15 protein-coding genes and 4 pseudogenes are annotated in these 19,366 nt (G+C 59.0%); 6 read left to right on the top strand and 13 right to left on the bottom strand.

What is annotated here, in order from left to right:
* Nucleotide 1 precedes the first annotated feature (1 nt).
* The 4 genes and pseudogenes from P0D96_RS25935 to P0D96_RS25920 all read right to left on the bottom strand — a co-directional run bounded on the left by P0D96_RS25935 (nt 2) and on the right by P0D96_RS25920 (nt 3,086).
* Complete coding sequence (locus tag P0D96_RS25935) at nt 2-955, bottom strand: PDR/VanB family oxidoreductase (RefSeq protein ID WP_408178676.1); 954 nt, start codon at nt 953-955, stop codon at nt 2-4.
* A gap of 54 nt (nt 956-1,009) precedes the next feature.
* A pseudogene (locus P0D96_RS25930) lies at nt 1,010-1,132 on the bottom strand (IS5/IS1182 family transposase); the annotation flags it as partial.
* Nucleotides 1,133-1,215: 83 nt separating this feature from the next.
* The gene (locus tag P0D96_RS25925) at nt 1,216-1,581 is read right to left on the bottom strand and encodes a Rieske (2Fe-2S) protein (RefSeq protein ID WP_132380096.1); all 366 of its coding nucleotides are present in this window, start codon (nt 1,579-1,581) and stop codon (nt 1,216-1,218) included.
* Nucleotides 1,578-3,086, bottom strand: coding sequence for an amidohydrolase family protein (locus P0D96_RS25920; RefSeq protein ID WP_408316153.1), 1,509 nt, complete (start codon nt 3,084-3,086; stop codon nt 1,578-1,580). Before P0D96_RS25920 ends, P0D96_RS25925 begins: the two co-directional genes overlap by 4 nt.
* 146 nt (nt 3,087-3,232) lie before the next feature.
* Here P0D96_RS25920 and P0D96_RS25915 point away from each other — a divergent pair, with 146 nt between their 5' ends.
* A complete protein-coding gene (locus P0D96_RS25915; protein ID WP_408316151.1) occupies nt 3,233-4,174 on the top strand; it encodes a LysR family transcriptional regulator in 942 nt (313 codons plus the stop codon).
* Between the two features lie 38 nt (nt 4,175-4,212).
* Here P0D96_RS25915 and P0D96_RS25910 read toward each other — a convergent pair.
* The 4 genes and pseudogenes from P0D96_RS25910 to P0D96_RS25895 all read right to left on the bottom strand — a co-directional run bounded on the left by P0D96_RS25910 (nt 4,213) and on the right by P0D96_RS25895 (nt 7,838).
* Nucleotides 4,213-4,805 (bottom strand): annotated as a pseudogene (locus tag P0D96_RS25910) (IS5 family transposase).
* A gap of 346 nt (nt 4,806-5,151) precedes the next feature.
* The gene (locus tag P0D96_RS25905) at nt 5,152-6,093 is read right to left on the bottom strand and encodes a LysR family transcriptional regulator (RefSeq protein ID WP_408178770.1); all 942 of its coding nucleotides are present in this window, start codon (nt 6,091-6,093) and stop codon (nt 5,152-5,154) included.
* 135 nt (nt 6,094-6,228) lie between these two features.
* The gene (locus tag P0D96_RS25900; RefSeq protein WP_408316149.1) at nt 6,229-6,765 is read right to left on the bottom strand and encodes a carboxymuconolactone decarboxylase family protein; all 537 of its coding nucleotides are present in this window, start codon (nt 6,763-6,765) and stop codon (nt 6,229-6,231) included.
* A gap of 59 nt (nt 6,766-6,824) precedes the next feature.
* Nucleotides 6,825-7,838, bottom strand: coding sequence for an HPP family protein (locus P0D96_RS25895; protein WP_408316147.1), 1,014 nt, complete (start codon nt 7,836-7,838; stop codon nt 6,825-6,827).
* Between the two features lie 100 nt (nt 7,839-7,938).
* Between P0D96_RS25895 and P0D96_RS25890 the strand changes: the two genes are divergently transcribed.
* Nucleotides 7,939-8,814, top strand: a complete 876-nt coding sequence (locus P0D96_RS25890) for a LysR family transcriptional regulator (protein ID WP_408178681.1) — start codon at nt 7,939-7,941, stop codon at nt 8,812-8,814.
* 157 nt (nt 8,815-8,971) lie between these two features.
* Here P0D96_RS25890 and P0D96_RS25885 read toward each other — a convergent pair whose 3' ends face one another.
* From P0D96_RS25885 to P0D96_RS25870, 4 genes and pseudogenes are all read right to left on the bottom strand, one after another.
* Entirely contained in the window at nt 8,972-10,465 is a 1,494-nt protein-coding gene (locus P0D96_RS25885) for an acyl-CoA synthetase (RefSeq protein ID WP_408316146.1), read from the bottom strand.
* A gap of 19 nt (nt 10,466-10,484) precedes the next feature.
* The gene (locus P0D96_RS25880) at nt 10,485-10,778 is read right to left on the bottom strand and encodes an alpha/beta hydrolase (RefSeq protein ID WP_408316144.1); all 294 of its coding nucleotides are present in this window, start codon (nt 10,776-10,778) and stop codon (nt 10,485-10,487) included.
* A gap of 235 nt (nt 10,779-11,013) precedes the next feature.
* Nucleotides 11,014-11,715 (bottom strand): potassium channel family protein, encoded by a 702-nt coding sequence (locus P0D96_RS25875; protein WP_408291221.1) that lies wholly within the window; start codon nt 11,713-11,715, stop codon nt 11,014-11,016.
* A 205-nt stretch (nt 11,716-11,920) separates the two neighbouring features.
* A pseudogene (locus tag P0D96_RS25870) lies at nt 11,921-12,100 on the bottom strand (transposase); the annotation flags it as partial.
* 241 nt (nt 12,101-12,341) lie between these two features.
* Between P0D96_RS25870 and P0D96_RS25865 the strand changes: the two are divergent.
* The 4 genes and pseudogenes from P0D96_RS25865 to P0D96_RS25850 all read left to right on the top strand — a co-directional run bounded on the left by P0D96_RS25865 (nt 12,342) and on the right by P0D96_RS25850 (nt 16,941).
* Nucleotides 12,342-13,187 (top strand): transglutaminase-like domain-containing protein, encoded by an 846-nt coding sequence (locus P0D96_RS25865; protein WP_408291223.1) that lies wholly within the window; start codon nt 12,342-12,344, stop codon nt 13,185-13,187.
* Between the two features lie 376 nt (nt 13,188-13,563).
* Entirely contained in the window at nt 13,564-14,784 is a 1,221-nt protein-coding gene (locus P0D96_RS25860) for an NHL repeat-containing protein (protein WP_408316142.1), read from the top strand.
* Nucleotides 14,785-15,429: 645 nt separating this feature from the next.
* Nucleotides 15,430-15,741 carry a DUF4148 domain-containing protein gene (locus tag P0D96_RS25855; protein WP_408316140.1) on the top strand — a complete coding sequence of 104 codons (312 nt, stop codon included), beginning with the start codon at nt 15,430-15,432 and terminating at the stop codon, nt 15,739-15,741.
* A gap of 581 nt (nt 15,742-16,322) precedes the next feature.
* Nucleotides 16,323-16,941, top strand: a pseudogene (locus tag P0D96_RS25850) (FMN-dependent NADH-azoreductase).
* A 788-nt stretch (nt 16,942-17,729) separates the two neighbouring features.
* Here P0D96_RS25850 and P0D96_RS25845 read toward each other — a convergent pair.
* Nucleotides 17,730-19,190, bottom strand: a complete 1,461-nt coding sequence (locus P0D96_RS25845) for an alpha/beta hydrolase (protein ID WP_408316138.1) — start codon at nt 19,188-19,190, stop codon at nt 17,730-17,732.
* Between the last annotated feature and the right edge of the window lie 176 nt (nt 19,191-19,366).

The raw sequence follows: 19,366 nt of genomic DNA, 5'->3' as shown, positions 1-19,366 counted from the left end.
CTTACAGATCGAGCACCAACTCCGGCGTGCGCGAGCGCGAACAACACGGCAGAAACTGATCGTTTCCTGCCCGCTCCGCTTCCGTGAGGTACACGTCGCGATGATCGGGCTCGCCCTCGAGCACGCGTGTCAGGCAGGTACCGCAAACTCCCTGCTCGCACGACGTTTCGAGGCGGACCCCATGCGCGGCAAGTGCCTCGATGACGGTCTGGGACGCGCTGACCGGAATGACACGACCACTTTTCGCGAGCCGCACGTTGAACGCGTCGTGCGGCGAAGCGGCGTCGGACGCTTGCGCCGGCGCACTGAAATATTCGCGGTGAAGATGCGCGTCGTCCCATCTTGCCTGTTGCGCGGTAGTCAGCACATGGGTCATGAACCCGCCCGGGCCGCAGACATACAGATGCTTTCCCGGCGCGGGCGCACCCATCGCAAGCGCCGCATCGAGCGCCGGGCTTCCCCGCTCCGCGTCGACATGCAGAAATGAACGCTCGCGCAACGCCGGCGAATCCAGCCGGTCACGAAACGCGGCACGCGAGCGCTCCCGCACACAATAGTGAAGCTCGAACGATGAGTTCAGCGCGGCAAGATGTTCGGCCATCGCGAGCAGCGGCGTGATGCCAATACCACCGGCGAACAGGATCGACTCCGTAGCGGCCGCCTCGAGCGGAAAGTGATTGCGCGGACCTTCAATGCGCAGCACGTCGCCAACCCTTAGCGCATGCATCGCGATTGATCCGCCTCGCGACGCGGCATCGCGCTGAACCGCGACCATATAAGCGCCAGTGGCTTCTCGACGGCCGCATAGCGAGTACTGACGGACTACGCCCGGCAGACAGATGTCAATATGCGCGCCCGCTTCGTAACCGGGCAATGATTGTCCGTCGAGCGGCGTGAATTCGAACGCGCGGATGTCGACAGCGACATCCTCAATACGGGAGACGACAACGTTCATGGCAAAAGAAACGTGTAGTAAGAGACGGTTTTTATAAACGCTGTTGAACTCGCTGAAGAATGTTCCGCAGATCAAGCAACAGTCCAGTTTGGGGAACGCATCGTGAATGTCCCCACGATGTTCAAAGCGAATACGCAGGCGGCGGAAGTTATGCAACCAGGCATGTGGACGCTCGACGTGGTTCGCTTTGCGCTTATCGGAATAAGCGAAAAAGATCGATCACGAGGCCAATTTCCCGTAGCAAGATGCAATCAAATCGATTAAGCATCCTTCACGACAACCTTTTTTGGGATTCGAACATAGAGCAGTCCGTCGGTTTCCCTCACATCAAAAACCTTGATCCGAAATCCAGGACAGTTCACGCCTTTTCCATCGGAGAGTCGGAAAGTAAAGGCATGGAGTGGACACTTGATCATAGATTCGTTCATAATGAGGTCCCCCTGCGTCCAAGAAGCGCCCTGGTGTGGGCAACCTCTATCCACCGCCCGGAAACCGGCCTTGGTCCGGTGAATCACGATCGTCTCATCACCGATCTTCACGCGCAGCGGAAACTTGAGGTCACCAATTGGTACCGGTGATGCTATAGCCCATTCAGCATCAGCACTATGTGCTTGCTCGCAGTTCACAGGATCTCAGCAGAAGCTTGGTTGGCAAGGATCTCGCGAATACGCGAGAAGAAGAAGTCGCGCTCTTGACACATGATGAATAGCCCAGCCTGTATCGGGAATTGGTGATCGGTGAAACTGGAATAGAGTGAATCCAAACAGGCCTTGAGCGTCAAAACGTGGCGTTTCCTAACCAAATGGAAGATTCGCTGTAGCTCCAATGCTTTGTCGTAATCGAATTCTTCCTCTGGTGTGATACTCCACTCCACGTGAGCAAGCGCATTGACCAGATCACTCAGAAATTGTTTCTGTGGAGCAGTTAGCCACTTCGCCCTTTGTGGAACCTTTTCGTCAGAGTACTGGACCAGCCAGTTACTCTCTTTCTTTGCTCGTTCCATGTCACAGTCGAAACGCTGCCCGTGTTTGAACGCCATCAGAGGTTTCAGATACGCGGAAGCTGTGCGTTTATGCAGAATGCAGTCGGTTACCACAAGGGGCTCTTTGACCAGGTCGAACACCGTGATATCCGCGGGCATACCTGGAGCGAGAGTACCTGCCTCATCCTGCAAGGAGATAGCCCGCGCGGCTCGGTCGGTCACTCTTGAGATCACGTCGTACAAGCCCATTCCCAAGATCATCATTGCCGTCATCACGTTCGCCAGAGACTTGACCGGGGTGACAACGTTGAACTGCTGCAGATCGGAGCTGATGGTGTCCGGCAGTAATCCCTGACTGAACGCCTGCTCAGCCACTTTCCAGGCAAAGTTGTAGCCACCGAAACCAATATCGAAAAGCACGCCCCGGTCCTGCGCTCGACGGACAAGATCGAGGACTTTGCCGTGGTCGTCGACTACCTTCCCCATGTTTCCGTGATAGACATGCGTAATCATGTCACCCGGCTCTGCAATCCGGAAAGCCTCCATAGCCAGAGTCTCTTCGACCTTGTGCTGCTGAAACTCCCCAATGTGCATGTAGAGGGGTACGCCAAGAACCTGCGCCAGCCCCTTCGAGATCTTGAGCGACCCTGGCCCATAGTTGCCCATCGCGTTGCATTTGAGATAGCGGAGCATGCCTCGCTTCTGCTTCATGAAATCCACCCATTCGGACAGGGGAATATTTCCCAAGCTACGTATCTCACCCTCAAGGAAGTTTAACGCGATCAACCCGAGTGGACGCACGAACGGACCAGCGTAAAGGCTCGTATGGAGACCATCCATTGTTGCGACGAACTCGTCGAGCACACCGATACCTGCGCCTCCCGCATCCACAAAGGTGGTAACCCCCTGGTAGACACCAATTGCGTCGGGATCCGAAAAACCAAGCGTGCCGTATGTATGAACGTGAATGTCAATCCAGCCAGGCGATAGATAATGGCCGGTCAAATCAAGCACTTCGCCATCAACGTGCGATGCATCACCAACGAATTCGATACGCTGGTTCGCGACGACAACATCAGCAATGGCGTCGATTCCTTGCTTGGGGTCTATGACGTGTGCCCCCCGCAGGATCGAGGTATCCGATTTCATATTGAAATCCTTGTATATCTGAGCTTCGGTAGGGCAATATTGGGCGGACTCGGTGTCGATTAAAAGCGCAATTTTTAGTCTCGGGTGTCCACTTTTTGTATACACCCATCCCGACTGGACGCCACATTGCATGAAAGGAGCCCCCCATGCACCTGCATAGCCGAGCCTTGAAATATCTTGACGAAGTCACGCGCACTGGTTCGATCCGCAAAGCGGCGATGTCCTTGCATGTCACCCCTTCCGCAATCGACCGGCGGATACTGTTGCTAGAGGAGCAACTCGGCACGGCGATCTATGAACGTCATGCATCTGGCTTACGCTTGACGGCCGCCGGCGAGATACTGGCTCAACATATCCGACGGACACTGCAGGATCTGGAGCGCACCAGATCCGAGATCGAGGATTTGCGAGGCCTGCGCCGAGGACGAGTCTCTATTGCGGTCATTGAGGGGGTGGCAATTGATCTACTTTCAACAGTGCTCACTGAATTCGGCAAGAGTTATCCCCACATCACCTTTTCCATCACCGTTGCTCCCTCGGCTGCCATACCAACCCTGGTTGCGTCAGGCGAGGCCCATATTGGCGTGTCGTTTAATTCGCCGATAACTCGTGGGGTGCGTCGCATCGCTTCGGCCGAACTTGAGATAGGCGTGGTTATGCGCCCTGATCATCCATTGGCCTCAAAGAAATCGATCAGGGTCGTGGATTGCGCGCACTATCCGATTTGTTTTGCTACAACCTCTATCTCAGTTACGTCCGTCGTCAACGACGCTCTGTCGCAACAGAACATCGACCTCGAACCGTTTATCATGTGTAACTCGGTGGAGACGTTGAAAGCGTTAGTGCGGGACGGGGCCGGCCTCATGTTCAAAAGCCGGCTTGGAATCGAACGAGAGATTCGGAATAACGAGCTTATCTTTCGGCCACTCGTGGAAAAGTTGACTGAACGTTTATTACTCATTGAACAAAGCGGACGTAAACTTCCACCGATTGCATCAAAACTTCAGGAATACTTTAAAGACGCATTAGCCACCATGGAAATGCCACGTAACCGTGGGGCTCATCCTCGAAGAGATTGGGAACGATAGAGTGAGCAACTCATAGCTCGACATCGGGAACTGTTTTATTAGGGTCTGTTTACATTTACGACTGGGCCAAACGCGCAGCCAGGCGATGCAAACACGAGATAGCTCTCCGCGAGCTTGTCATGTCGAGTGGAGACGCGGTGACAATGCTTGATGCGATTGAAGAACCGCACGACCAGGTTGCGTGTACGGTACAGGACACGGTTGTAGCGGCGCTTTGTGTTGCGATTTGAACGCGGGGGGATCACGACCTTTGCGCGGGTAGCCCGAATCCGTTGCGAAATGGTCAGCATCGTAGCCGTTGTCTGCGATAACCGCTCCCGTGCGCAGATGCTCGACCAGTTGCACGGAACACGTGATGTCGACGGCCTGTCCTTCAGTGACGATCAGTCGCAACGGGCGACCCTTCGAATCCTCCGCCAGATGTAGTTTGGTGCTCAATCCGCCTCGGGAACGTCCGAGCGCTTGCGGCCCGCTTTTTTTAACGCCACGGACTGCCGGTTCGGGCAATCCATAGCACCGCTTCGAGGAACCAGCGATTGTTGAATGCCGTTGGGCCAGGGTCGCGTTCCTTGCCCGGCAGGATAGCTTGGACTTTGTTCCATACTTCGTCGCTCAGTAACGTTCGTACCATCCTGTGTCGCAGCGCAAAAGACAGGATGCAAACACATTTTTTCAAATGTAAACAGACCCTAGCGCGCCGCAGTCGGCGGTGGCTTCGACGGTTCACTAGCGTTCTGTGAGCGGCGGTCCATGCACGGTTCTCCCGGCGGGGGTGAGGGCTCGCCCCGTTGTATTCGTTGAAACTGGCGTTTTACTTTGCAACTCGGCAGTCAACTGATTCCTGCAAACTATTGCATCCACCGGTTGAATCCGCCACCCTGAGGAGCCATTGCGTCCGCAAAACAGGAACGTCCGCTCACGTCGTGACCGGCCATTCGGTAGCGCCGGACGACTGTCTCCTCGCGGCCGGGTCGTGCCTATTGACCGGACGATTGCCGTTCTTTCGTGTCACCAAGTCCCGCCAGGAACCGCTCAGCCAAATCGGATGTGTCCAGTCGCTCGATCCACCACTCCAATGCTCGCCCCACCTTGTCTTCGCGCCAGGCCAGGTAGCAATTTGTCAGTTCACGCACGCCGACAATGTGTCGGGCGACGAGTCTCCCCTCATGGATCGGCCCTTCCGCTACGCGCTCGGGCAGCATTCCGACAGCGATACCTTCGCACAACGCTTCAACCTTCGCGCCCAGTGTCGGCACGACAATCACCATCTGTCCATCGTGTTTGGCCACCGATTGAGGTGGCAGCTTGCGCGAAGTGTCGCTTATGACAACACCTCGGTATCTTGCGATCGTCTCGCTTCGCAACGGCTCGAGGATGCCTGCTAGTGGATGGTCCGGTGCAACGACGAACACGTGTCGGAGCGTGCCGATTGGTCGAGCTGCGATGTTGGCGGCATGCGGCGGCTCACCAAATGCACCCACGGCCAGATCGGCCCGTCGGGTAATCAGCGCATCCCAGACTCCCCCAAGCACCTCGGTGGAAAGGCGTAGTTGGGTAACCATCTCGAGATCGTAGAAGGCACGTACATACGGCCACAAAGATGCGGAAGGCAAGATTGCGTCGAGGCATATCCGCAGCTCCGATTCCCAGCCGTCTTGTATTCCCTTTGTTCTGATTTCCAGATGTCGAGCAGCGTGTAAAAGTTGCCGCCCTTCATCGACAAGGAAGCGACCGGCTTGCGTGAGTTTTGCTCGTCTGCCGCTGCGATCGAAAAGCTCGACGTTCATATCGCCTTCCAGCTTCTGCACGAGGTACGTGAGTGACGAAGGAACTCGATGCAACGACGTTGCTGCTTCAGCGAATGTGCCAGTGCGGTCAATCGCGTCCAAGACCGCAAGAACTTCAAACGAAAGCTTTATCGCCACAGACGTTGCGTCCTCAGTTGTTGCTACCCGTTGATCGCCGTCAGCGCGAACATCGAGCAATTTTCAGCAGCGCTTGCGCTCGCTTGGCTCACGCAAGTACTATGAATGGAAGGAGCCGATGCTTTCGCACTAGTCCGCAGCAGGGAAGTCGAGCGTAGTGTCGTTGATACGGTTAAACAGATTGGTGAATGCAATGCTGGCTATGGCCATCGCGACATCGACGATTTGTGCATCGGTGACACCGGCCTGTTTGACCTCGGTTATCACATCGGTTTGAACTGTGCCGCTCGTTGTGATTAGATGCAGCACAAACTTGGCCAACGCATCATCGTGCGCGTCGCCCGACGGCCGGGCCTGACGCAACGCCAGAATGGCCTCACGGTCAAGGCCCATTTTTTTGCTCAACAGCGTGTGTGCGGCGACGCAATAGCCGCAGCCGGTTGTCTGTCTGACGACCAGTTTAACGACTTCGATGTCTCGTGCGCTCAAGTTGCTCTTTTTGAGCGATGCCTCAAGATTGAGTACTGCCTCCAGCGCGACCGGGCTATTAGCACCGATTCCAATGTATGAATTCGGGACCTTGCCGACAGCCGCTTTGACACCTTTAAACAATTCGGCCGTGTGGCCGGTGGCTTCAGACACTGAGATAGTATGGAAGCGAGGCATGTTGTATTCCTTTGGGGCGGTGAAAAATAGGCAAATAGCGGGCGGATGGCGCGTGAAGCTTAGTGAACCTGATCAGTCATCCGCTGTGAGCGTGCGCTTTGATCAAGCAATAGGGGACGAGCGAGCAGAAATGCGCCGACAAGCGCCGCACTACCCAGTGTGACAGCGAGCACGAAACGCCAATCAGGGTGCAGCATGATCTGTGGCAAAAGACCCACCGTCAGGGCGGGTGGAAAGTGGAGTCGCAGTGCACGTAACGTCACGATTCCGACCAGCAACGAAACGACGACGGACAACGGGCCGGCGCCGAACCACAAAAGCGCGGCGAGCCCCGCAGCGGCGGTGATCGTGCAGACAAGGGGCAAAGTGAGGGGCCGCTTCGCCCATGGACGGATGTTAGCGTTGGTGAAGATCTCGAATGCGGTCATAACAAGTGGGGGAAACAGGATCAGCCGTAGACCGGTGACGCGGGCTAATCCGTACGCCACGAGAACAAACCCGAAGAAAATGAAAATGGGTAGCCACATCCTGAGCCGGGGCGCACGCTCAATTTCATCGGCTTGGGCCACGGTATCGAGCGCGGGCGCCTGACCAACATCGCCCGAAGCCAATATACGGCCATAGATCGTGGAGACGAGGGCCAGAATCGCCATCACGGCAGCGATGGAGATTGGATACCACCAGCTCGTGATACCGAACACGAGGGGCAGAAAGGCTGCGGAAATGGCTGGCATGATGGGCGAACGCATCAAACCGATGATCAGTATCGCGCCGGCAATGGTCATCGCCACCGACCATAGGCTGTACACCATCGCTTGCGTGAGCGCGGTGCCCAGTGCCGCGGTCACAGAGGGCGTGATCGCCAGCATGACCGGCGAGCGTGCCCACTCTCCCGCGGGGCGCGTGAATACGTCATAGCTCAACGCGGCCAGTTCGGGAAAAAGAACGTAGAACGCGCCAGTCAAAAGCGCCGCCTTCGCGACAGCAGCGAGAAGGACAACCGAAAGCACTGGCCCAAGGATCAATGCGTCGGTGAACGTGCCACGTCGGTCGCGGCGCATGGAAATGCTCATCAGAAATAAACCCTACCGGCTTGCATAGTCCGATGATAGGGATTTCGGATTTGTGCGAATATTCCCCGTATCTGCAACCCTACCTTGCGTTAATGCACCGATGTTCGATTGGGAAAACATTCGATATTTCTTGGCTATTGCTCGCATCGGGACGCTGTCGGGCGCCGCCCGAAGCCTCAAGGTTGATCACGCGACGGTGAGTCGGCGTTTGAGCGCACTGGAGAGCGAAATCAAGACCTGCTTGATCGAGCGCCAGCCCAGGACTTGCAGGCTCACGCCGATCGGCCAGCGCGTGTTCGAATTGGCGCAGGAAATGGAAGAAGGCGCGTACGCTGTCGAACGACTCCTGGACGCCAGCCGTTCGCCGCTGAGCGGCAAGGTCACGCTCAGCGCACCGCCCGTCCTCGTGGCGAATTTTCTGGTTAAGCATCTAGCAGACTTTCGTCGTGCAAATCCAGGCGTACAACTGTCCGTTTCGTGCGAAGCACGTCAGGTCTCCCTAAGCCGAAGGGAGGCAGATGTTGTCCTGAGACTGACTCGGCCGGAGGAACTCACGAGCGTCGCGCGGAAGCTGGGGCGCGTGTCGTTTGGTCTGTACGCGAGCAAGGACTATCCTCATCTGCACGATCCGTCCGCCTGGGAGTTCATCGCCTATGACGCTGGCTTCGTCGGCGTGCCACAGCAGAAGTGGTTGACGAGCGTTGCAGGGAAAAGGCCTATTGCCTGCGAAATCAGCGATATCAATGGCCATCTGGTAGCGGCGCGGGCAGGCGCGGGCGTGGCGGGTCTCCCAGATTTCCTGGCGGATACCGATGCGAAGCTGCAGCGCCTCACGTACGGTGGCGAAGCGTTTTCGCGAGATATCTGGATGGCTGTTCATCGAGACTTGCGCCGTTCGCCGCAAATACGGGCAGTCATGGACTTCCTGGTGAAAATCGTAGCCGAAAATCCCGCCTTGGCGGACCATCGACCCTAAGCGGACGCTCGTTGCATTGACGCGAACGTCCCTTGTTGGCCGAGCCCGGTCCCCTGCGATGAAGCGATCAGGCTCTCCACGCTCTCGTTGTCGTACTTTGTGAAGGGCGTATGCGCCCAGCCGGCGATTGCTGTTGCCATGTAGACTCTTCCGGTATTCAGATCTGCTTGCGCAATTCGCGCTTCAGCACCTTGCCCGTGCTGTTCTTGGGCAACTCGTCGATGAAGAGGAAGCGCTTGGGTCGCTTGAAGCGCGCGATGTTGGCCAGGCAATGCGCGTCCAGTTCCTCCTGCGTCACCGACGCGCCGCCGCTGAGCGCGATGAAGGCGACGACGATCTCGCCCCACTCCGGGTCCGGCGCGCCGACCACACATACTTCGGCCACGCCGGGATGACGCAGCAGCACTTCCTCGACTTCGCGCGGATAGATATTGCTGCCACCGCTGATCACCACATCCTTCGAGCGGTCACGCAGCGTCAGGCAGCCGCGCTCGTCGAAGGAGCCCATGTCGCCGGTATGCAGCCATCCTCCGCGCAAGGTGTCCGCCGTCGCCGCCGGATTGTTCCAGTAGCCCGCCATCACTACGTCGCCGCGGCAGACGATCTCGCCAATTTCGCCGGCGGGCAGATCCCTGTCCTGGCTATCGACGACCCTGACCTCGACGCCGGTGCGCGGCCAACCAACCGAACCGAGCACGTTCTCGCCGGCGTCCACGTGGTCGCTACAGCGCATGCCGGTGATCGTCATCGGCGCTTCGCCCTGGCCGTAGATTTGTGCAAGTACGTGGCCGAAGGTGTTGATGGATTTTGTCAGCTCATCGACGTACATCGGTCCGCCGCCATAGACGATGCAGCGCAGGTGGCGGGGACGCAGCCCGCTGCGCTCGACCTCCTGCCGCAGGCGTTGCACCATCGTAGGCGGGAGAAAAGCGCCGCATGATGCATGCACGTTGCACAGCGCGAGGAATTCGTCCGGCTCGAACGCACCCGAAGCGGGAATCACGTGCCGCGCGCCACGCGCGATGTAGGCCGGTATGTACATGCCCGAGCCGTGCGACATCGGCGCGGCATGAATTTGCGATGCGTGCTCGTCGATCTGCTCGATGTCGGCCAGGTGCGCCACCGCCATCGCCAGCAGGTTACGGTGCGACAGCATGGCTCCCTTCGGTCGACCGGTCGTGCCGCTGGTGTAGAACAGCCATGCGAGCTGCTCCGGCCGCACCTCGACCGGCATGGCAGGGGCGGCATCCAGGCATTGCTGGTAAGCCGTCTCGCCGATGGCCACTACCGGACGCTGTGCGCGCAACTGCCCTGCCAGCGGCAGCGCATGTTTCGGCGAGGCGAACACCACGGCGGCTTGCGCATCCTCGGCGATCTGCGCCACTTCCTTCGCATGCAGATTGGCGTTCAATGGCACGGCCGCCATGCCGGCCCCCCAAACGCCGAACATCAGCTCGACATATTCCGGCCGGTTTTCGCTGACGATGGCGATGCGGCTGCCGGGTTCGTACATGCTGCCCAGTGCATTCGCCAGCGCGAGTGCGCGCCGGTGCAGTTCCGCATAGGTGGCAAAGAGTTCCGTGCCGTGGAAAACCGCCTCGCGGTCGGCAAAGCGCTGCGCGGAACCGTCGAGCAGGTGGAACAGGTTCACTTGCAATCTCCAGGGAAAATCAATGCACGCCGATACGGCGCGCCGACAGCCAGTCGAAAATCAGGGAGGTCGCCTCGGCCAGCAACGCGCGTTGCCCGGCGTAGTAGTGGGTCGCTCCCTTGACAACGTGGAAGGTGTTGTCGGTTGATAGCGCGGCATCATGCAGCATCTTCGAATGCGGCTGCGGCACGGCGTCGTCGGCGCTGTTTTCAATCACCAGTAGCAATCCGCCACCGCTCCAGCCGGCCAGCACGACTTTTTCCGAGCCGAGTAGCGCCTTCCATACGATATGACGCGGCGGCCTGGTGTTCAAGGAAGATGCTGGAAAGAAGGTCCGCGCCAGCCTTGGCATTGAAGTGACGTCTCGCCTCACTGGCGGCGCGATGTCGCTGCCTTGGCGCTTGCGGCCGAAGTCCTTCCAGAAGAGCATGAATCCGTGTTGACCGTCGTCCGCAGGGGCAACACTAAAATTGAAGGGAAGCGGTTCCGTCCTAAGAGAACCTTTGCACAATCGGCGAAACCTGACCCTCAGGGTCGGCACAGTGGCATCAGGATTTGTTCGAACCGGACCCGCTCCCTGCGACTTGCAAGGACACCAGTCGTGCCAGCACGATAGCGGGATAGAGTTGACCGATCAATGCTTCGAGATTCGAAAGCGACCTCGCCACGTGCGCGACGGGCGTGATATCGCCATACCCTACGGTTGTCAACGTGACAAAACTAAAGTACACCAACGTCGAGCGAGCTACGGAACCGTCATGCGCCGAAATGCCTACAAAAGAACCGGGAACTACGATGCTGATGAGCTGATACGCGTCAGCCCAAACGAGCCCGACCAACATGTAAAGCGCGACTGCTCCCCCGATCCGGTCGCGTGTCACCGTACCGGCTCCGAACACCTGCGTCCCCATGAGCGCGCCAAGCAGCGTAAGTGAAAGGATTCCAACTGCGTCACGGATCGGCAGCCCGGAACCATTTGGCGATAACCATCCTATCCAGCGCACGACGATCGCGACGAACATGACCAACGCGATCCACGCGAGTCCTTTCGAGCGGCCTGGGGCCGCCGCCACTCCGCACACGAGAATCGACGACAGAAGCACGTCTTGTGCGATTCTGTCGATCACACTGTTCGACGTAACAACGACCGGCAGAACGAACACCGTGATGATGAGCAGCACCAGCAGAATGACCATGCCGCCGTTGCGCAGCCGTGCGGCGCGCTCTCGCCAACGTTGTATGTATGTCATGATCCATCCCGCTTAACGTGCATCCGCGTCTGTCGCAAGGCCCGGGTGCGATGGGCAACTGCTCGCTTCGGCCGAGTCGCCGGTCACGCCTATCGCGTCAAAGGGCAGTTTATCCCCTCGTCAGCGGACATTCGCGAACGGATCGCGACAGACCGTGTATGGCCGGCACCTGCCTGACGCGAAAGACCGTGACCGACCCATTGCCGATCTGGAGCATCACGCCAGGGTGATAGGACGGGCGGCCCGTGATCGCCGGCATGGTACCGTTGAAACCAAGGTCTGCAACGTCCAACTCGTCGACGAAGGCGTCTATGACTCTGACCGGGTTGTCCTGTCCGATGTAGTCATCGACGCATTCGGGGAGTAGTGCGACCTGCTTGCGGTCATCGCATTCAACGAATCACTAGCGCACGGGGAGAGGCGTGCTGCGCTGCCTGTTGCTGCTCGCCGTCATCGAGATGAGGCGAGTTGGAACCGGTATCGCTAGCGGGCATGTTCGGAGTCTTCGGAATGTCGCGGGGCATCCGGCATCGGCGTGGAGAACGCCGCCTCGGGAACGGCCGTTGCTCTCACTTTCGTCAAGGCGTCAGTCAGGCGCCCGCAGTGCCGCCGATAAGGGTGATGGAATGAGACTTCGCGTGGGTTACGAATTGGTGTACGAGTGTCCGCAACCGACGCCGATGCTTCTGATGCTTAACACGCACTATTCCCGCGCACAGGACATGCTCGTTCCGGATCACATAAACACCGTACCGTCGGTTCCGCTGCGGCAGTATCAGGACACGTTCGGCAACCTTTGCACGCGTCTGACTGCGCCGCCAGGCGTCCTGACGCTGTCGGCACGCGGCCTATTCGAGGTGCCGCCGAATCACGAACTATCCGGCTCCAGCGACTATCAACATGCGATAGAAGAACTCCCCGACGAATGCATGATGTTCCTGCTCGGCAGCCGCTACTGTGAAACCGATCTGCTCTCCGAGAGTGCGTGGCAACTCTTCGGCCAGACGCCGCTCGGACGTAGTCGCGTGCAGGCGATTTGCGACTTCGTGCACAACCATGTCCGCTTCGACTACAACTGCGCCCGCCCGACGAAAACGGCGTGGCAGACGTGGCAGGACGGTGCGGGCGTCTGCCGCGACTACGCGCACCTTGCCGTCGCGATGTGCCGCGCGATGAACATTCCGGCGCGCTACTGCACGGGTTATATCAGCGATGTGGGACTTCCACCTCCCTACGCACCGATGGATTTCTGCGCATGGTTCGAGGCGTATTTAGGCAACGGCTGGGAGACTTTCGATCCGCGTAACAACGCGCCGCGCACGGGACGGATTCTGATGGCGCGCGGCCGCGATGCTGCCGATGTCGCGATCAGCAATACATTTGGCCCGTCGCTGCTCAGCAAATTCACGGTCGTCTGCGAGCCGGACAATGGACCCTCGAGCGACCTGCGGCGAGCGAGCCTCCGGACATAAATCGCCATGTCATGACGACGACACGGTCATGCAACTTTTTCTCCGTGATGCCCGGCTCGGTTGCAAGCCATTGCTGTGTTCTGGGCGCGTATGATCAAACGGATCTTCGCGGCCGTCTACCACGCGCTGAATTGGGGCGCAAACCATCACGAGAAAATTCGGTTTGGCTGGAGTTGCCCTTTGATCTGCTCGCTGTGTGCGACGGAGGGGCACGCGCGTCTCCGCTGCGGGCCGCCCGAACACGTCTTCCGGCACCGACATTGCTGTAGCAGCTCACAACCTTGCAATTGACCGCCAGTTTCATACGCTAGAAGTACGCCTTACGGTGTTCGACCTCCTGGGCTTCCACGCGCCACGGTTCAAAAGGAGAATAGTGATGGCAAACGCGACAAAGTGGATCACGGTGCTAGGCCACAGCATCGCCGGTTCAAGTTGGAAAGCACCATGTCGCGTCTCTTGTCGGCGCTTCCTTCGCGCTTGGCTCGGCGTGCTCTGCGCCCTTCTGCTGGCAGGCAACCTCGCGCAGGCTGCTACTGTCCATGGAGGCGATATCCTGGTTGTCGACGCTCGTGCGAGCAAGCTGTTTCTTGTGAATCCCAATACCGGCGCCCGCACTATCATCAGTGACTTTCTGGATCCGACACAAGGGCCTGTGGACAGATCGTTTCTCGCGGGTGTCGCCATAGGACGCCGGCAGATTTTCGTCGCCGCTGCTACTACCGGCATTTACGCGGTCGATCCGCGCACCGGTAATCGGACCCTCGTGAGCGACTTCACCACCGGGCCATTTCGTGGAGACGTCTTTGGCTCGACAGTGGATGCGTCCGGACGTCTCATGACAAATTGGGCGCAACCGCAATTCGGTGGCGCTCCGAGGTCAATTGTTCGCATAGATACACTGACTGGCACCCGCGTTGTGGTCAGCGATCTCGCGAACCCGGCTCAGGGCGACGTGTTCAATTGTTGCGTCGCGTACTTTACCGACCTCGCGCTGGAGAAAACCGGGGCGGTGGTCGCAAGCGTCACGTGGTTCGTCCCCGTCGGCCCCAGCCGGGACGTAGGAGACATGTACCGGGTCGATCCGGTTACGGGTCAACGATCGCTGCTCAGCGATTTCAACAGCCCGGCACAGGGTGCCACCGACCTGGTACCTTCAACCGGCATTGCCGTCGAGACCTCCGGGCAGATCCTGGTCAATTCGCATGGGTCGTCAATTGCGCCCGTCCCCAGAAATCTGCTTCTGCGAATTGATCCCAATACCGGGAACCGTGCTGTCCTCAGCGATTTCGACAATGCTGCGCAAGGACCGCTTGGGTGGCGCCTTTCCGGCATCGCCCTGGAGCAGCCGAGGGCGGGAGGAATAATCGTTGGCGCGGGTAACCCGGCGAATAGGGTCACCGACCCAACCCTGCTCTTCCGGGTTGACCCGCAGACCGGGCGACGGACTTTGCTTAGTAATTCAAGGAATCTGAAGCAAGGACCGCCGTTCGTGTGGATCTCTGAGATTGCGGTTGTGCCGGAAAACGCCAACGACGCGGGGTTTGTCGCCGCACCCCGAACAAATCCGTTCGCGAGTCCATTCGGACCGCTCGAATGAATTGCAGCGCAGACACTTCCGCAAGCCCTTTTCTGCCGCGCTGACCGCGCGGCTCCCGTCGGCCTTTGGGTAACCGCAGTAGGTGGTCGTCTTCGAGCGCCGGCGGCGCGGCACCGCCGCGCCCGAGACTGATCGCAAACGACTGGAGCACGAAGCTGGACGACAAGGTAGCGAGTCGAAGAGACTTTCAGGGAGCGACGACGGCTCGGGTGCGCGCCTCGCGTGAGCATTCGCCGCGCGCTTTCCTGACCTGGCTGCTAATAGCGAGGCGGGAACAATGCTTGCGTGTCGCAAGGCAAGTCAAAAGGAGCCTGACATGGCCGAACAGCACAAACCCAGCGAGAAGGTTCAGACGTCTGGGATCTATAAGGGTGAATGAAGGCGACGGTGGCTCCGGCTCAGAAGTGACGTGTGTCGAAGGCGAGCATTTTCCCTCAACGCGCAGCGGCAAGGGTGTGCGCTAGTTGGTTCACGGCGCGACGCACTCGCACAAGCGCGGCGAGCTTGACAGCGGCAACAAGTAGGTATTAGCCGGCAGCAAGACGGCATCGTCACTCGAAGGACGAAACGACTCGACCACGAGACGCCGGGCGCGGCGGCATGCCACTGGGCGGGCTGCCACCATCGTAGGGAAGGACACGTACTATGAGAAGGGCGCCTGGAATACGGTCAATACTTTCAGCTCTGGTGCTTTTGCTCGCCGGTTGTGCCGTCGGCGGCAGGCCGTATGCCGGGCCGCACCTCAGTCCAACAGAGTGCCGCGACCTAGCCGCGCTCAGGACCAACGCGCCTCCTACGATGGCGCAACACCATAGCGAACTGGCTGCCTTGAGGAAAGCGGGCTACAACCCGTCACCGTGGTATGACGATCCATACTACCCGGATGACCTACAAGCGGCACAGCGCCTGGTCGACTACTGGTTCCAAACGGAGTGCCAGCAGCCTCAACCCGGTTGAGAAAGTCAAGGTGAATGCCAACCCCTGCAGGCTTAGCGGCGCGCACTACCTGCACGTCGCATCGCGGTCGTGATCCCTTGGCGCGTGCGGTGGAAATCATCCAAGGGTTCCGCACTCAACGAGTCCATCCGATGCGGCACAGTTTTGATTGGGCCAGTTGCGCTGGCTGCAAGGCTTTAGGACTGAAGCCTGCCAATCCAAACGTATAAGCGCACGATACATACGGAACACTGCAGCGACCGTTCGTAGAATGGTTTCTTTTGGGCCGTCCGTCTATCTTGATTCCATGGTAGCGCGCGGCTCGATTCCGGGCCAAGCAACCACCGTGTCTCCTCGCTCGTGCGTCACCTGTCGCGAGCTTCGCCCGCCCAGCCTCGGCTGTCGCGGGCTCTTTGTTTACCCGCCCCAGCGGCAGGTGCGGAAGCAGCCGCAGCCGGCAGAGCGATGCCGATGCTGCAAAAGGGTACAGGGGGCGTGCCGTGCAACCTGTCGCACATGATGAACTTGCACGGGGCCAACGCATCGATTCAGAACTGAAAAAGCTCTCTCGTAACAGGGAAGCTTGCTTGAGGTTAATTAAATTGAACATTCTGCAAATCAATTCCAGCGCCCGTAGCACTGGATCGGAATCAACCCGCCTCGCTGACATTGTTGTATCTCGGCTGCAAATGGCGATCACACAGCGCGACAGTCATCCGCCGCGACCTTGCCAGCGCACCGCTCCAACATATCGATGAGTTTGCCCTTACCGCGTTGTTCACCGCGCCGGAGGAACGTAATGCCGAACAAGCTGCTCGCGTAGCCATCGACGATGCATTGATTGCAGAAGTACAAAGCGCTGACGTGTTAGTGATCGGCGCACCAATGTATAACTTCGGCGTGACCGTTTAACTCAAAAGCTGGCTCGACGCGATTGCCCGCGCACGGGTTACATTCCGGTATACGGAAAGCGGTCCGGAAGGTCTGCTCAAAAACAAGAAAGTCATCGTGGCCCTCGCACGCGGTGGGATTCACAAGGACGGTCCATCAGACAGCCAGGTGCCATTTCTTAGAACCATGCTCGCGTTCCTCGGTATGACGGATGTGCAATTCGTCTACGCTGAAGGCATCGCTTACGGTCCGGAAGCTGTTTCGAAGGCTCAGGCCGATGCGGAATCGCAAATCGATGCGATTCTGTCGCCTGATAACTGGAATCGATGAGGGGGCCGCACTAGTCAGGTCGGGCCGCCAGTCATTTCGTTGGCAAAGCATCCAGCGCAGCCTAATATCCCGGGCGAGAGCAGCCGCTGGCTAAACTACGGTTTCCGAGCAGTGGTGTGAACTGACGCTGAATGACCTAAGCCGCACTAACGCGGCGAGCCGGAAGATCCTCTAGCCATGAAAGGAAAGGTGAGAAGTTAATGCCGGGCCTTGAGCGAGTGCGACCGGTGGCTGCGTATCTAGGCAAAGATTTCTGCTGTTAGTTGGCCCTCTTCTTTTCGGGACATCTCGACGGGTCCTGGTGTCGGGAAAGCAGCCGGTCGGTCCCCGCCCGTATGCGTCGAATAGAGGAGGCCTGGTAGCACCGGCAACGCGACGAGGACCATGGCAATGGGGAGATCGACCCTTGACATCACCGCCCAAATAAAGAAGCAATCGGTGATTGTCGTCGCCGAAATTACTAGTAAGCGGTCATTGCAGATCGAGCCGCATTCTATTCGGGGCACGCGGAAAGAAAGGGGTATAACCCGGCTCGGTGCCTCTCCGCTGCGAGGCGATTCAGATGAGCACGATAACTCTCAGCGCCTCGGCCTGGGGTGCAGGGGATCGAGTGTTCGAATCACTTTGCCCCCACCATTGATCAAGTAGTCATAGGATAACTATCGCGAATCTAACTTTATCTAGCGTTCCCTAACGGCGTTTGCATTCGCGTCTTCGAAATGCATGGGGTCAAGGAATGGAACTCGGGAACACCACCGGCCTTGGGCGTTTTTGTTCATCGTAGGACATCAACCTGTCGTGAAATTCAGCGTGATTTGTCTGGCGCAGGTCGGGTCGACCGGCTTCGTCGGGTTGTCGAGGAAGGCGGCCATGATCGAGGGCGCGCACGTGGACTTGCCGAGGACCGAGTGGCCCGTGAAGGGGAATGGCACGACTTGGCCGTTCTTGAGGTCCGGGGTGATCACGTCGACCCACTCGGGCGCTGTCGCGGCATCGAAGGTGCCTTCGAGGATCAGCACTGGCACGTCGCTCACGATTCGGGCGCTCACCGCCGGGTCCGCCTTTCCGACGTTCCAGATCGGGCACTCGGTGAAGAGTCGTCCCTGTTTGGGCTGCACCTTTAGCACTCGGTCCGGGAACCCGGGGAGCGCCGCCTTCGCCTTCGCCAACGTGGCAGCCTCGGTGGTGAGATTGGCGCTCTCCGCGCAGAACACGTCGAGGGCCAGACCGACGCCGCCCAGTCCCACGAAATCATGCGGGCCTCGTAAGGCGAGATATGTGGCCGCGACCGCGCGGGGGTCGCCTCGCGCCATGTCGGCCATCATCTTGGGGATACCGGAGGCATCGCCGCGCTCGCTCGCCATGATGATCGTATAGGCGAAAGAGAACCCGTCGACGTTGACCCTCACCAATGCGCCGGACTCGTCCTTCACCTGGGTGACCGCCGGTGTCTGGTCGAGGCGGTTCACCGTGGCCGTGAAGTCCGATTCCAGGTTCGGGAAAGCCTTGGCGCAGGTGGCCTGGGCCGCACACGCGGCGAAGATCGCCTTGAACGAGCTGGCCGGAGCCGACCACCACGTCTCGACGATGTTGACCGTGGGGGGCGACACCGAATCGAGGACCACGCTTCGGATGCCCTGTGGGTGATCTCGCAGGACGGTCAACGCCAGCCTCGATCCGTAGGAGACCCCGTAGACGTTCCAGCTGTCGATGCCCAATGCCACCCGGAGGTCGGCGATGTCGGAGGCGTTCTCCGTGCTGTTGTAGGCAGCGAGGTCGACGCCGGTGGCGGCCAACTGGTCGCGACACTCCTTGATCGCCGCGGCGTCTGCGGCGGTGCTAGATTCCGCCGCGAAGGGAAGGCTGACCGCGTCGAACAAAAACTGCTCCCAGCCGGGACATCGCAGGAGGGAATCGGCGCGGTGCGTGCCACGCTGGTCAACGAAGATGACTTCGCGGTCGGCGTTGAGTCCGTGCTCGACCATGAACGCCACCTCGAACGACCCGGCCCCGCCGGGGCCGCCCGAGAGGTAGACGACTGGATCGCGCTTGGGCGTCGCCGAGACAGCGGGTGCGCGCATCACGAAGATACGGATACGGCGCCCGTCGGGCTTGGCCCGATTCTCGAGCACGGTGAGGTAGCCACACTGAACACCTGACGGGAAGTCGAGTTCGGGAAAGCCTGCGATGTTCGGTTGGGGACACGGTATGGTCCGGAAGGACGCCGCACGAGTGGACTTGCTGTTCAACAAGCCGTTCCCCGAGCATGCGGCCATCAGGCATACCGCCACGAGGCACACCGCCGCGATTACCACGCAATGCTTCGCAGGTCTCATCACGCTCGGCTCTCCCATATGCAATTCGTTCTGTTGCGAACCGCGCTGCCAGATTGGGTATTAATGTCGAAGGCGCTGCACGGCAGAGA

Source organism: Paraburkholderia sp. RL17-347-BIC-D, assembly GCF_046027915.1.
GTDB lineage: Bacteria > Pseudomonadota > Gammaproteobacteria > Burkholderiales > Burkholderiaceae > Paraburkholderia.
This window is presented reverse-complemented; position numbering and strand designations above follow the sequence as displayed.